This window comes from Thalassospira sp. ABL2_045 (genome assembly GCF_056161285.1).
The window spans coordinates 1-12,897 of the sequence record NZ_JBSWYV010000016.1; the positions used below are offsets into that span (position 1 = coordinate 1).

Genomic DNA, 12,897 nt, shown 5'->3' on the forward strand with positions numbered 1-12,897 from the left:
TTCAAAATTAACGTCTGCACATTTTGGTGGTTACCACAAATCAATCTGAATAAATTCAAACTGATCCGTCGTCTCCAGGATGCACAGACTTTAGCGCCATAACGCTGCCCGCGCATCCCTTCCTTCTGATCTACAATGTCAAAGAACTCAAAGGCCGAAGCCCCAAACCGTCGTTCCGCGTCGCCGTCTCGTTGGCGCCGCACCTCGTCGGTGGAGGCGGGTTATAGGCCCCACTCCCAAAACTGTCAAACCCTTTTTCGGAAAAAAATGCCGAAAAAATACAAATTTGTGAAAACAGACCAAACAGGCAGGAACCGGGGCTATTTCGCCCTCATCCCGTGGTTGAGAAAGAGGATGCAAACATGGATTGGTCTGTTTGGTGTCTGACGATATAGGCAGCGGCGCCAAACACCAAAAAAGCAACCTGCCGCCCTACCCGCATGAAGCCCTCAAAACACAACACATATATATGTGTCATTTCAGCCCCCGAATTCCGTCCCTTGTGAAGAAGATAATAAGGGCGGCTTTGGTTGCCTTGTTCTTGCCATTCTGCGGTGCGACATCATCGCCGCCCATCAAAGCGAAGGCGGCAGGATTTCCTCAACGGTTCGTAAAGGAAATCGCGCCATTATATCGTGATGGGTTCCACTTTTGCCCGCAGCAATTCGCATTTCACATCGCCAAATCTTTTATGTATAAGGTTTGAGGCGATGTTGCCGGAAAGAGCAACTGCACGGGCAAACTGATTATTGGCTTTTAGGGGAGTTCTACGGCAATGGCCGGAAGAGACTTGGTTTCTATTGCAAGTGTGATGGTTATTCTGGGGGGAACAACCGGATATCTGTTATCCGATCATTATTCCAACGCCTCGGATACAGCCCTGTCCGCAAGTGCCGCCGAGAGCCTCACTCTGGATGGTGACACTGCCATCACAGAAACAGCCAGCATTCCCGACCTTGAACCGCGCCGTGAGACTGTTGTCCTTGAACGGGGCTCCAACCTGATGGCGACACTGACCGCCACCGGACTTGAACGCACATCTGCCTATAACGCCATTGAAGCGCTGCGCGATGTTTTCAATCCGCGCAAGCTGCGTGCCGGTCAGGAGTTTGACCTTGTTTACGCAGCAGACGCACAGGACGATAGCGAACTTCTTGATCAGATGAGCTTCCAGCCGGACCCGGAAACCATTGTTTCGGTTTCGCGTACCTATGACGGCTATCAGGCATCTTCAGACAAGATCGAACTGACCACTGCACGCAACGTTGCATCGGGCACAATTGAACAGAGCCTGTTTCTGGCTGCTGAACGCAACGGCGTTCCGATCCCCGTCCTGATGGACCTGATCGAGCTTTATTCCTATGAAGTCGACTTCCAGCGTGACATTCAGCCGGGTGACAGCTTTGAGGTCATGTATCAGGAACTCAACAATGATGCAGGTGAGCGCGTTCGTTTTGGCGATGTGCTATATGCCAGCATGACGCTGAGTGGCCATGAAGTGCGGCTTTATTCCTATACCGACAGCAATGGCGAGACCGACTTCTACAATCAGAAGGGTGAGTCTTATCGCCGTGCACTGATGCGGACCCCGATCAATGGGGCGCGCCTGTCATCGGGCTATGGCAAACGCAAGCACCCGATCCTTGGCTATACCAAGATGCATAAGGGCATCGACTTTGCCGCCCCGACCGGCACCCCGATCTTTGCCGCAGGTAACGGCACGATTGCCAAGATTGGCCGCAATGGCGGTTATGGCAACTACATCCTGATCCGCCATAACGATTCCTATGACACGGCCTATGCCCACATGAACGGCTTTGCCAAGGGCCTGCGTCAGGGCTCGCGCGTCAAGCAGGGGGATGTTATCGGCTATGTCGGTACGACCGGCCGTTCAACCGGCCCGCATCTGCATTACGAGATCCTGAAAAACCATACCCAGGTCAACCCGATCCGCGTCAAGATGCCGAGCGGCAAGACGCTTAAGGGTGAAGAGCTTGATCGCTTCCTGGCAGATTCAGATGTGCTTCGTAAACAATATGCCGAGCTTTCGATCGGAAATCGCAAGATCGCAAGCGCCGAGTAAGATCGACATTACACAGCATTTCGAAACCCGCCCCCGTGGCGGGTTTTTTGTTTTCTGAAGGATCGTGCGGGCAATGTACCAGGCGTCGCCGTGTCACATCACACTGAAGACGCCCGCCGTCTCATGATCGTTCTGCATGAGGTACAGCTACGACGACCACTGTATCAGTGGGATAAGAGGCCGTTGATCAGGCAGCGTCGCGGTCAAACTGCAGCTTGGCAAGACGCCCATAAAGCGGGGAGCTTTCAAGCAGCTCCTGATGGGTCCCAATTGTCACCAGCTTGCCATCATCAATCACCGCAATGCGGTCTGCATGCAGAACCGTTGCCAGACGATGGGCAATTACCAGCGTCGTACGCTGGGTCATGATGGTTTCAAGCGCCTTTTGCACGACCTGTTCACTTTCGGCATCAAGCGCGCTGGTGGCTTCATCGAGCAGAAGGATCGTCGGATTGCGCAAGATCGCGCGTGCAATCGCAATACGCTGACGCTGCCCACCCGACAGGCGCACACCCTTTTCACCGAGGAAGGTATTGAACCCGTCTGGCAGGCGATCAAGGAACTCGCTGGCATGGGCAGCATCGGCCGCGGCACGGACATCATCATCCGTCGCATCCGGGCGGCCATAGCGAATATTATCCCAGGCGTTGGCTGCAAAGATCACCGGATCCTGTGCGACCAGACCAATGCGTTCACGCACAGCAACCGGATCGGCGGTTTTGATATCAACGCCATCAACCCGGATCACGCCACTTGCCGGATCATAGAAGCGCAGAAGCAACTGGAAGACCGTCGTCTTGCCCGCCCCTGACGGGCCGACAAGCGCGACCGTTTCACCCGGCTTGACTGACAGGCTGACACCTTCAAGTGCTGAGCGATCCGGACGGGCGGGATAGTGGAAGGTAACGTCTTCGAAGCTGACATGGCCCTGATGGGGAACCGGCATCGGCGCCGGGTTTTCGGGCGCCTTGATTTCAGGTTCGGTCGAAAGCAGCGCCACAAGACGTTCCGCCGCACCGGCAGCACGTTGCAGATCGCCGATAACCTCACTGATGGCACCAACCGACCCGGCCACGACCACTGCGTAGAAAACGAAGGCGGAAAGCTCCCCGGCCGAGATTGTGCCATCGAGCACATCATGGCCACCGATCCACAGGATCGTACCAACCGCGCCAAACACCATGACAATGACAATCGCAGTCAGAAGGGCACGCGCGGAAATACGCGCAACGGCCGTTTTGAAGGCCCCTTCGACATGCCCGCTGAAACGGGTACTTTCGATTTCTTCGTGGGTATAGGCCTGAACGGTGCGCAATGCATTCAGCGTTTCTTCGGAAAAGGCGCTGACATCGGCAACCCGATCCTGGGATTCGCGCGACAGACGACGGACCCGGCGGCCATAACCAACAATCGGCACCACAACCAGCGGCACGACCAGCAACACCAAGGCAGTCAGTTTGGGACTAGTGATCGCCAGCATCGTGAGACCGCCAACGAACATCAGGGCATTGCGCAATGCAATCGAGACACTGGAGCCAATAACAGATTGCAAAAGTGTCGTGTCGGTGGTCAGGCGCGAGAGCACCTCACCGGTACGGGTGACTTCAAAAAAGGCCGAGTCCAGTCGAATGATGTGGCGATAGACGGCTGAGCGGATATCGGCCACCACACGTTCCCCGATCCACGAGACCAGGAAAAAGCGCATGTAACTGGCACCAGCCAAAAGAAGGGTCACGGCAAACAGCACAAACAGGGCGCGATCAAGCAGTGCGCCGTCGCCTTCGGCAAAACCTTCGTCGACCAGCATGCGCAGGCCATTGCCAAGGGCCAGCACCGTGCCCGATGCGGTTACCAGTGCTATCAGCGCACCGATCAGCTGCAAGCGATACTTTGTGACAAACGGAACAATGGCGCGGAGCGACGAAAGGTTCCGGCTGGTTTCACGATCGGTGAGTTTTGCAGAAGAAGTCGGTGTACGCGCCAAGGCACTTTATTCCATATGCAACGGGAACCACGCAGCCAATCAAAGATCAGCCAAGATCAAGTTTGTTACCGGTTTTGACCGCAAGATCAGTCGAGAGCTGATCGGGAAGCGTGGTCGAGCCACGGGTCGAGGTCCAGGTTTCGTTGTCTTCGTCAAAATCATAGTGACTCGCACCACTAACCGGTGAAGACAGCCAGACCTGGCGATTTGGACCGTGCTTGTTAATAATGAACTGTTCACCCGAGTCGAGTTCAATGGTCAGGATGCCCGACTGCAGATCGACTTCAAGGTCATCGCCCAGTGCATCATCAATAACGTCAGAAAGCGTTTCGATGGTTTCGTCAGCAATCTGATGGAAGCGGGTTTCCTCAAGGGCCACAGTCTTGTTCTCCGTCTGTCATCGGGGTCAAACGCCCCGGCAAGGCGACAATGAATTGTTGGCGCACCATACTATATAAAGAGGCCTGTGCAAGTATGCATAAGCAAGCTTGCGAGAAAAGCTTGAAACACGGGCCAAGCACTGCTAAACGACCGCCAGATCGCTACTGCACTCCCCTCATTTGGCGTTAATCGGATAATTCCCGGTTACAGGGGTTGCGCGAGCCGATTTTTTACACTATACACCGCGCTTCAAATTCCGGAGTGATAGGCGATGAAAAAAGATATCCATCCCGATTACCATGAGATCACCGTTCAGATGACTGACGGCAGCACCTTCACCACGCAGTCGACCTGGGGCAACCCTGGCGATGTGTTGAAGCTCGACATCGATCCGAAAAGCCACCCGGCTTGGACTGGTGTTCACCGTCTTCTGGACAGCGGCGGGCAGCTTGCGAAATTCAAAAAGCGCTTCGCTGGTTTCAATATCGGCAATTAAGCAAAGAACACGTTTCTGTGTTCTGTGGGATCAGCGCCCGCCGCATCTTCTTGATGCTGCGGGCGTTTTTCTTTGTCTAAACCGCAAAATTGCATAGCTGATCACGCTAAAAAACTGTAGTTAGAACAACTCTTGGCTGTTAATGAGCATAACTGATGGTGATTTTGGCATTTTTTTGCCATAATCCCCTTCGTTAGGGGTAAGGCGGTACAGGTTCACTGCCCGGTCCTGCATGCACGCATCACCAGGCTCTTATATGAATCAAGTGACGGCACGTAACCAGGTTAGCTATGAGGTCTATGTTAAAGACCGTTCAGGCCGATGGCAGATCCACGGCCACTTTTCTGGTGCGCAAAAAAAGCAGGCCGAAGAAGAAGCCAAACAGATCGAACGTGCCAATCACGTCTCGGGCGTAAAGGTTATTCGCGAGGTTTATAACAACGCAACCAATAGTTCTGACGAGTATGTCATCTACGAGACGCGCGGTCAGGGCAAGCTCGAGAATACCAATCCCAAAGCACAGCCCAAGCGTCCGTTGGCCCCGAAACAGCAAGGGCCGCGTCCGACGCACTCGCCTGCCCCCTCACCTTCATCGGCCGAAAAGCCCGGGGACAAGGCAAGTGATCCAGCCGCAGTTGCAGACAAGAAACCATCACCGATCAAACCATCCGGGACCCTGGCCGAAAGCCAAAGTCTTGTCGGGCTCGGCCTCAAGATGGCGGTCGCGTTTTGCTTTGCGATTGCCATTGGCCTTGCAACCATGTTGCTGACGGCCAAGGGGCTGGAATTCCTGCCGGGAATGGGGCTTAAGATCAGTCAGAGCTTTTATGACAAGATCAACTTCCTGTCCTTTACCGTTGGCTTTTTGGCCAGCGTCGTCCCGATGTTGATGGCGCTGACCAAAAAGTTCAAGGGCCGTGCGCGCAAATCATCAAGTGCTTCTTCGCGCCAGACCAAAGCCAGCGCCAACCGTCCCGGCACACGCAGTGGCCGTGGCGCCCAAACCTCTGACAATGGCGCTCGTCGCAAGTCAGCTGCCGAAATGGCAGCAGAGATGGCGCATGAAGATAACGGCGACGCCATGGATGATGCGGGAGCTGTCGACGAACAGACTGATGAACCGCAAGAAGAAGCACCGGCCCCGATCGATAATGCACCTGACAAGCCGATGGTAGAAACGCGTGAAATGCGTGCGACCCGTGAACAGATGCGCGACTTTATCACCGGTTCGATCCAGGCAATTCAGCGCTCGGTCCCGGCACTTGACGCTTATCACAAGTTTGGCGTCAATCTGTATGTTGCCGGGGCTTGTGATGCCTGCAGTGAAAAGCATGCGCTCGATCAAAAAGACGGGCGGATGATCCTGCGTGATTGCATTTCGGCACTGGGCGCCAACAAAGGGTTGGCCGATACATTCTGCAAGAATGTCGACGACTATATCCTTGAGCCGAAATACAAGGATATGTATGGGGCCGGGCGCCAGTCGATGGATGCCTATATCAGGGATGAGAAAAGCATCATTTCATCGGTCTCCAAGGCAATTGCAGACTGGAGCGATAAACCCGCGGCCGGGCCGCAAGGGGCGGCTGGCAAAAAGCTTCATGCCTTGATGTTTACCGACATTGTCAATTCCACCGCCAAGACCCAGGAACTGGGCGATCATGGCGCGCAACAGATGGTGCATATCCATAACCAGATCGTGCGCACTGCGCTCATCAATAACTATGGCAAGGAAGTCAAACATATGGGCGACGGCATCATGGCCGTGTTCCCGTCTTCGGCAAGCTCTGTCGAGGCTGCCATTGAAATCCAGAAGAACATGGCGTCACATAACGCCACACAGGACCTGAAATTCCAAATCCGCATCGGCATCAATGCCGGTGAAGCCATTGCCGAGGAAAACGACCTGTTTGGCAGTGTCGTCCAGCTTGCCGCACGTGTCTGCGCGCAGGCAGGAGGTGATGAAACGCTGGTTTCCGATAACGTCAAGAATACCTATAGCGGCAGCCGGGCGAGCTTTGTGTCCCAGGGTACGCGCCAGATGAAGGGCTTTTCCGAACCGATTGAAGTTTTTCAGGTTCAGGCACGTTCATAACAAGCGCGACCCGGTAATTGGCATCTTCAGACAATTCAGATTCTTGAAAAAATCAGTTAGCGGGATCAGCCGTTGCAACGCGCAGCGACTTGAAGCTCCATGCGTGCCGTCCGCATGTAAAGCGCGTGCGCCCGCCCCATTAGATCAAGCAATCCTGGCGAGATAAAGCCGCATTCTTCGTGGCGATCTGAGGTGCAAACGCGGATATCGACCATCAGGTCATCAATATCAACGGCTTCATCCCAGGCAATCTCACCTTCTTCAACAGCACGCACAGCAAGAAGCCACGCCATTGCCCGGATCAATCGCGTGGTCATGCGCATTTCTTCAACGCATTGTACAACGGCTTCCCGGTTGCCATGTCGCTTGCCTTGCCCACGATTTGCCGAAAGATAATTTCGGGCCTCTACCAACAGGGTGAAGGCTTCGTCGTAAGTACGCGAAAAGTGAACAACCGAGAAATTGCCATGATACGACGCCGCATTGGGCGCCGGTGGATGCTCGTACGTCATCTTGAATATATTGGGAAGGCCATGTGTGGCTTCAAGGCACAAAAATGCCCAAAAAGAAAGACCGCCCACTTTCGGGGCGGCCTCACCTCAACCTGCTAAACTTGCCGGACTTTTTGGTTTTGTTTTTTATTGTGTGCGAACTTTAGCCAGCGCTTCACAAGCGGTCAAGGCTATTCATGGCACAAATGTGACAATACGTATTAACCCGTACCCTTTTGCAGATTAATCCACGCGGAACGCGGCAAAACAGCCGGAAACGTCACGGTTAAGTATTTGAGTATAAATCATAAAGAAAAAGAACCGCCCTAAAAAGGGCGGTCCAGTTTAACAGGGAGGCATCGAAACATCACGTTCGACAAGGGGGTCATCAGATGACCCTCTATTCCACATATAAGACGGCAAGTTTAATTTTCAATTAACCTCAGGTTTAAAAATACCATCCTCACGTCTAGTATTCAGATAACCGTCTTACGCGCGTTTGTCCGGGTATCAGCTTTTGAACAGGGCCTCGGCCCCTGCAACTGCACCTTTGCGATGTGTCAACGCCTCATCCACATGTTTAATTTCGCGCTCCAGCGCGGCACGGTAGTCTTTCAGGCTTTCAACTGACATGCCTTCAAGATTGCGCGGCAGACCAAATTCACCACCTTTGAAGATTGCGCCATCTTCTTCGTCCACGGTCATCCTCCATTGTTTCCGACCCGGTCACGGTCATTGAATCTCTTACTGATGCTAGATAGGTATAAAACGCAGTTTTCGCCAACGAGGTCCCGATGTCCAATCCAGAATTTCCCGAAAAGATGAAAGCCATCGAAATCACGAAAGATGGTGACAAACCTGCCATTGTCCTCGGCGAGGTCGCGGTGCCGGACTATGGCGCCGATGATGTGCTGGTTCGGGTTGCCGCAAGCGGGGTCAACCGGCCGGACCTTATGCAGGTGGCGGGCATGTATCCGCCCCCACCCGGTGCATCGGAAATTCTGGGGCTTGAGCTTTCAGGTGAAATCGTGGCGATTGGTGCCAATGTCTCCGACTGGAAACTTGGCGACAAGGTCTGTGCCCTGGTGACCGGTGGTGGCTATGCCCAATATGCCGCGGTTCCGGCAGCACAATGCCTGCCGGTGACAGATGGCATGTCCATGACCGCCGCGGCCGGCGTTCCGGAGACCTTTTTCACGGTTTGGCACAACGTTTTTGACAAGGCCGGGCTGAAAGCGGGCGAGACGTTTCTGGTCCATGGCGGCACATCGGGGATTGGCACCACCGCCATTCAACTGGCCAAGGCGTTCGGCGCCAAGGTGATCGCAACGGCCGGCACGGACGAGAAATGTCAGGCCTGTCGTGATCTGGGGGCTGATATCGCCATCAACTACAAAACGCAGGATTTTGTCGAAGAGGTCAAATCAGCAACCGATGGCAAGGGGGCTGATGTTATCCTAGATATGGTTGCCGGTGACTATGTCAGCCGGAATTTCAAGGCAGCGGCCTTTGAAGCCCGCATCCTGATCATTGCGTTCTTGCGCGGCCCCAAGGCTGAAACCAACTTTACCCCGCTTTTGCTCAAACGCCTGACGCTGATGGGATCAACACTGCGTGCGCAGCCAGTTGCCAACAAGGGGGCGATTGCCAATGCCTTGCGCGAAAAGGTCTGGCCGCTTCTGGAGGCCGGTACAGTCACGCCCGTGATCTATAAGACCGTCCCGCTTGAACAGGCATCCGAGGCACACGCCATATTGAAGGGTGGCGCGCACATCGGAAAAGTGATACTGGAAGTCGACTGATCGCATTTGGACGAAGGTCTGATATCTTTTATCTGACCAATCCAAGGCAACATGACTATGCTTGCGGTCTGAGAAGAAATATTCTTTTCAGATCACCGCAACAGATTGTTGCATTTACCCGCACATTGATCGAAAAGAACGCAATGGCGGGTCCGACGATGCGCAGCAACCCCCGTGGTTGACCTTGCAGCATTGCCGGACCACCAAAAGAGATTATATTCTGGGGCATACATTCCCGCGCTTTTTGGGCCTTATACCCATCGCCGGTCTCCAGAGAGAAAGAAGGAAACAGGAGGAAATATGGCACAGCCCCTCATGCCCAAAGCAACCGCTGTATGGCTTATCGACAATACCGGCTTGTCGTTCCGGCAGATCGCGTCTTTCACCGAACTGCACGAGCTTGAAATTCAGGCCATTGCAGACGGCGATGTCGGCCAGGGTATTGTCGGCCTTGATCCGGTCGCCAACGGTCAATTGACCCACGAAGAAATTGAACGCTGCGAGAAAGATCCGCGCGAACTTTTGAAAATGGCGAAAACCGATCTGCCGCGCCCGCGTGCGCAGGCGAAAGGTGCCCGTTACACCCCGGTTTCTAAACGTCAGGACCGCCCGAATGCGATCGCCTGGTTGCTTAAGCATCACCCGGAACTTTCCGATGCACAAGTTTGCAAGCTGATCGGCACCACCAAGGACACCATCGGTAAAATCCGTGATCGTTCGCACTGGAACTCGGCCAACCTGGCACCGCGCAACCCGGTGACCATGGGTCTTTGCACCGAGCTTGATCTTGAAAAACAGGTTGTGATCGCGCGTTCGAAAAACCCGGAAAAAATCGCCAAGGATGTCGAGCCGGATCCGCTGCCAGAAGAGCTGCAGATCAATCCGGAACCAGATTACCCGGGCAAAAAAGGCGACGAGAAGAAAGAAGAGCCGAAAACTTCCGATTATATGGAAGCGGCAGAAAACCTCTTCAAATCCTGATCGAATTCAAAGGGCCGCCCGCTGGGCGGCCTTTTTGTTTGGGCATTGCACGCCATACGCGTAAGGTTTGTTTCACAGTAATGCAGCTAAACGGTAACGCAACCGACACGGATGCAAAATACCATTCGCCAGCTTTTCGACCGAACAACACCGAAGAAACGTTTCCATGCAAAAACGTCCCACTGAACGCCAGGCCGGCATTGTCGAACTTGTCCGTGCCGATGGCTTCCGCACCATCGAGCAGCTTGCTGAACGCTTTGTTGTGACCCCGCAGACCATCCGGCGCGATGTTAATGCGCTGTGTGATGAAGGCCTGCTGCGGCGCCGTCATGGCGGGGTCGAACCCGCCCTTGAACATGAAAACATCGCCTATCGGGCGCGCAAGGTTCTTAATGTCAATGACAAGCGCAAGATCGCGGCCCTGGTCGCGCGTGAAATTCCCAATGGCGCATCCCTGTTCTTTTCAATTGGCACCACGCCAGAGCTGGTTGCCAATGCGCTGTTGCAGCACCGTGATCTTCGAATATTTACCAACAACCTCAATGTCGCCTATGTCGCAGCGACCAATGACAGCTTTGAAGTCACCCTGATTGGCGGGCGTCTGCGCAATCGTGACCGTGATGTGCTTGGCCCCGAGGTCGAGGCGTTCTTTAACAGTTACAAGGTCGATTACGGCATCTTTGGCGTTGGCGGGATTGATCCGGACGGAAGCCTTCTGGATTTCGATGAACAGGAAGTCCGTGCCCGGTCCGCGATCCTCAAGAACGCGCGGAAATCCTATCTTGTTGCCGATCACACCAAGTTTGGCCGAAACGCGGTTGTGCGCGGCGGTTCGATCCGCGACGTCAGCGCATTCTTCACCGATTGTCCACCACCAGACCACATCGCCGAGATGATCACGACGGCGGGTGTCGCCCTTCATGCACCGGAACCGGGTGCAGATTTCCCCACCTTTTTCATCTCTGATGACGACTAATTCGCTGTCTGATCAGTCTTGCGGCTTTCTGCAGCAGCTTTGAGGCTGTTACAAACGGCCTTTAGTCCGGGTGTCAGGGTTTTGTCACGCCGCATGACAATGGCGAGTTCGCGCACCAGCGGCGGTGACAGCGGACGGGTCTTGATCGGGAATTGGGTGCGATCCGGTCGCGCGCCCATTGCGGGCAAGATTGTCGCGCCGATCCCTGCCCCGACAATCTCCCTGATGGCTTCGACACTGCCCAGTTCCATCACCGAGCGGCCATTAACACCGAATTTCCGCAGCCATTCATCCACCAGTGTCCGTGTCAGGCCGCCGCGCTCATACAAAACCAGCGGCACGGCTTCCAGATCAACTGGGCTGATGACATCTCCGACTTCGGCATCCGCATGAAAAATGGCAACGAACGGGTCAGTCATGATCGGCGTTACCGAAAGGCTGCGCCCGGTGCATGGCAAAGTGACAAGGCCGACATCAAGCTTGTTGTCTTCAATCGCGCGGACGATATCGCTGGCATTGCCCGTCCGGACCATGACCTCAAGTTTCGGGAAGCTGCGCTGAAGCTTTTCCAGAATGGCGGGCAGAAAATAGATACAAGCTGTTGCACCGGTTCCAATCCGGACACGACCAGCCGCACCGCTTGAAAAGCCAGCAACAGCATCCTCAGCCGCGCGGACAGATGCATCAATGTCGCTGATACGGCCAAGCAACGCTAATCCAGCTGGCGTTGCTTCGGCACGTTTACCGACACGCTCGATCAATTTGACGCCCATTCGGGCTTCAAGCTGTCGCACCTGTTGACTGATAGCTGGTTGGCTCAGGTTAAGCTTGTTGGCAGCTGCGGAAAAGCTACCCAATGCTACGACGTCGGCAAAGGCATGAAGCTGATCAAGGTTAAGCGCACGCATATCAAACTTTTCCTTATGCCATGCATAATTTATCAAAACTTATCTTATGTGATGTTTGGGCTTAGTGTCAGCTCAAACATCATTATGCCGGACAAGAACATGCCCCTGAACACTGCCTCCACAAATATTACTAAGCCATCCTCAGAGACCACCATCCGCGATGCCGTGATTGAAGACATTCCGGCCATCACCAAGATCTATCGCCATCACGTCCTCCGTGGCACGGCCTCGTTTGAGGAAGAAGCCCCGGATGCAGCCGAGATTGGTAATCGCTTTCGCGCCATTCGCGACAAGGGCATGCCCTATCTTGTCGCCATCCGCGGTGAAGTGATCGTGGGCTACTGTTATGCCAGTACCTATCGCCCGCGCACGGCCTATCGCCATACGGTCGAAAATTCGATCTATGTTGCCCCGGATTGTGTCGGCCAGGGACTTGGCAGTTTGTTGATGAGCGCCCTGATCGAACGCTGTGAAGCAGGCCCCTGGCGTCAGATGGTGGCTGCCGTTGGCGATAGTGCCAACAAGGCCTCCATAACCCTGCATCAACGCCACGGCTTTGAAATGGTCGGAACCTTCAAGAAGGTCGGTTACAAGTTTGATCGCTGGCTTGATTCAGTTCTGATGCAACGCCCGCTTGGCGAAGACAGCCCCATCATCCCGAAGTCCTGATAGCACAGAAAAAACACCCGCTTTTGAAAAC

General features: G+C 54.3%; 12 protein-coding genes and 1 pseudogene. 7 read left to right on the forward strand and 6 right to left on the reverse strand.

Annotated elements, in window-relative coordinates; all coding sequences use genetic code 11:
* Positions 1-790: 790 nt before the first annotated feature.
* Positions 791-2,083 (forward strand): peptidoglycan DD-metalloendopeptidase family protein, encoded by a 1,293-nt coding sequence (locus ACXAIA_RS18060; RefSeq protein WP_475350577.1) that lies wholly within the window; start codon positions 791-793, stop codon positions 2,081-2,083.
* 187 nt (positions 2,084-2,270) lie between these two features.
* Here ACXAIA_RS18060 and ACXAIA_RS18065 read toward each other — a convergent pair whose 3' ends face one another.
* Together ACXAIA_RS18065 and cyaY are read right to left on the reverse strand one after the other, a co-directional pair.
* Positions 2,271-4,067 (reverse strand): ABC transporter transmembrane domain-containing protein, encoded by a 1,797-nt coding sequence (locus ACXAIA_RS18065; protein WP_475350578.1) that lies wholly within the window; start codon positions 4,065-4,067, stop codon positions 2,271-2,273.
* A 46-nt stretch (positions 4,068-4,113) separates the two neighbouring features.
* A complete protein-coding gene (cyaY, locus tag ACXAIA_RS18070) occupies positions 4,114-4,446 on the reverse strand; it encodes an iron donor protein CyaY (protein WP_475346720.1) in 333 nt (110 codons plus the stop codon).
* 273 nt (positions 4,447-4,719) lie between these two features.
* On the opposite strand from cyaY, the gene rpmE reads away from it, so the two are divergent.
* Both rpmE and ACXAIA_RS18080 read left to right on the forward strand, forming a co-directional pair.
* Positions 4,720-4,944 (forward strand): 50S ribosomal protein L31, encoded by a 225-nt coding sequence (rpmE, locus tag ACXAIA_RS18075; RefSeq protein WP_008891651.1) that lies wholly within the window; start codon positions 4,720-4,722, stop codon positions 4,942-4,944.
* A 256-nt stretch (positions 4,945-5,200) separates the two neighbouring features.
* Positions 5,201-7,039 carry an adenylate/guanylate cyclase domain-containing protein gene (locus ACXAIA_RS18080; protein ID WP_475350579.1) on the forward strand — a complete coding sequence of 613 codons (1,839 nt, stop codon included), beginning with the start codon at positions 5,201-5,203 and terminating at the stop codon, positions 7,037-7,039.
* A gap of 65 nt (positions 7,040-7,104) precedes the next feature.
* On the opposite strand, the gene ACXAIA_RS18085 is transcribed toward ACXAIA_RS18080, so the two are convergent.
* Both ACXAIA_RS18085 and ACXAIA_RS18090 read right to left on the reverse strand, forming a co-directional pair.
* Positions 7,105-7,551 (reverse strand): DUF1465 family protein, encoded by a 447-nt coding sequence (locus tag ACXAIA_RS18085; RefSeq protein WP_475350580.1) that lies wholly within the window; start codon positions 7,549-7,551, stop codon positions 7,105-7,107.
* Positions 7,552-8,040: 489 nt separating this feature from the next.
* Positions 8,041-8,235: a DUF1192 domain-containing protein gene (locus ACXAIA_RS18090; RefSeq protein WP_475346723.1), complete on the reverse strand. Its 195-nt coding sequence runs from the start codon at positions 8,233-8,235 to the stop codon at positions 8,041-8,043.
* Positions 8,236-8,324: 89 nt separating this feature from the next.
* Here ACXAIA_RS18090 and ACXAIA_RS18095 point away from each other — a divergent pair, with 89 nt between their 5' ends.
* The 3 genes from ACXAIA_RS18095 to ACXAIA_RS18105 all read left to right on the forward strand — a co-directional run bounded on the left by ACXAIA_RS18095 (position 8,325) and on the right by ACXAIA_RS18105 (position 11,289).
* On the forward strand, positions 8,325-9,332 hold the full coding sequence (locus ACXAIA_RS18095; RefSeq protein WP_475350581.1) for an NAD(P)H-quinone oxidoreductase: 1,008 nt from the start codon (positions 8,325-8,327) through the stop codon (positions 9,330-9,332).
* A gap of 300 nt (positions 9,333-9,632) precedes the next feature.
* Positions 9,633-10,313 carry a DUF1013 domain-containing protein gene (locus ACXAIA_RS18100; RefSeq protein ID WP_475350582.1) on the forward strand — a complete coding sequence of 227 codons (681 nt, stop codon included), beginning with the start codon at positions 9,633-9,635 and terminating at the stop codon, positions 10,311-10,313.
* A gap of 166 nt (positions 10,314-10,479) precedes the next feature.
* Positions 10,480-11,289, forward strand: coding sequence for a DeoR/GlpR family DNA-binding transcription regulator (locus tag ACXAIA_RS18105; protein ID WP_475350583.1), 810 nt, complete (start codon positions 10,480-10,482; stop codon positions 11,287-11,289).
* On the opposite strand, the gene ACXAIA_RS18110 is transcribed toward ACXAIA_RS18105, so the two are convergent.
* Positions 11,286-11,999 (reverse strand): LysR family transcriptional regulator substrate-binding protein, encoded by a 714-nt coding sequence (locus ACXAIA_RS18110; protein ID WP_475350651.1) that lies wholly within the window; start codon positions 11,997-11,999, stop codon positions 11,286-11,288. The genes ACXAIA_RS18105 and ACXAIA_RS18110 overlap by 4 nt on opposite strands.
* An 18-nt stretch (positions 12,000-12,017) precedes the next feature.
* Positions 12,018-12,197 (reverse strand): annotated as a pseudogene (locus ACXAIA_RS18115) (helix-turn-helix domain-containing protein); the annotation flags it as partial.
* Between the two features lie 99 nt (positions 12,198-12,296).
* Between ACXAIA_RS18115 and ACXAIA_RS18120 the strand changes: the two are divergent.
* Entirely contained in the window at positions 12,297-12,866 is a 570-nt protein-coding gene (locus tag ACXAIA_RS18120) for an N-acetyltransferase family protein (RefSeq protein WP_475350584.1), read from the forward strand.
* The last annotated feature ends 31 nt before the right edge of the window (positions 12,867-12,897 follow it).

Coding starts and splice junctions, on each gene's coding strand:
- ACXAIA_RS18090 (WP_475346723.1), bottom strand. CDS start 8,235: ATGACCGTGGACGAAGAAGATGGCGCAATCTTCAAAGGTGGTGAATTT.
- ACXAIA_RS18100 (WP_475350582.1), top strand. CDS start 9,633: ATGGCACAGCCCCTCATGCCCAAAGCAACCGCTGTATGGCTTATCGAC.
- rpmE (WP_008891651.1), top strand. CDS start 4,720: ATGAAAAAAGATATCCATCCCGATTACCATGAGATCACCGTTCAGATG.
- ACXAIA_RS18105 (WP_475350583.1), top strand. CDS start 10,480: ATGCAAAAACGTCCCACTGAACGCCAGGCCGGCATTGTCGAACTTGTC.
- ACXAIA_RS18080 (WP_475350579.1), top strand. CDS start 5,201: ATGAATCAAGTGACGGCACGTAACCAGGTTAGCTATGAGGTCTATGTT.
- ACXAIA_RS18095 (WP_475350581.1), top strand. CDS start 8,325: ATGTCCAATCCAGAATTTCCCGAAAAGATGAAAGCCATCGAAATCACG.
- ACXAIA_RS18085 (WP_475350580.1), bottom strand. CDS start 7,551: ATGACGTACGAGCATCCACCGGCGCCCAATGCGGCGTCGTATCATGGC.
- ACXAIA_RS18120 (WP_475350584.1), top strand. CDS start 12,297: ATGCCCCTGAACACTGCCTCCACAAATATTACTAAGCCATCCTCAGAG.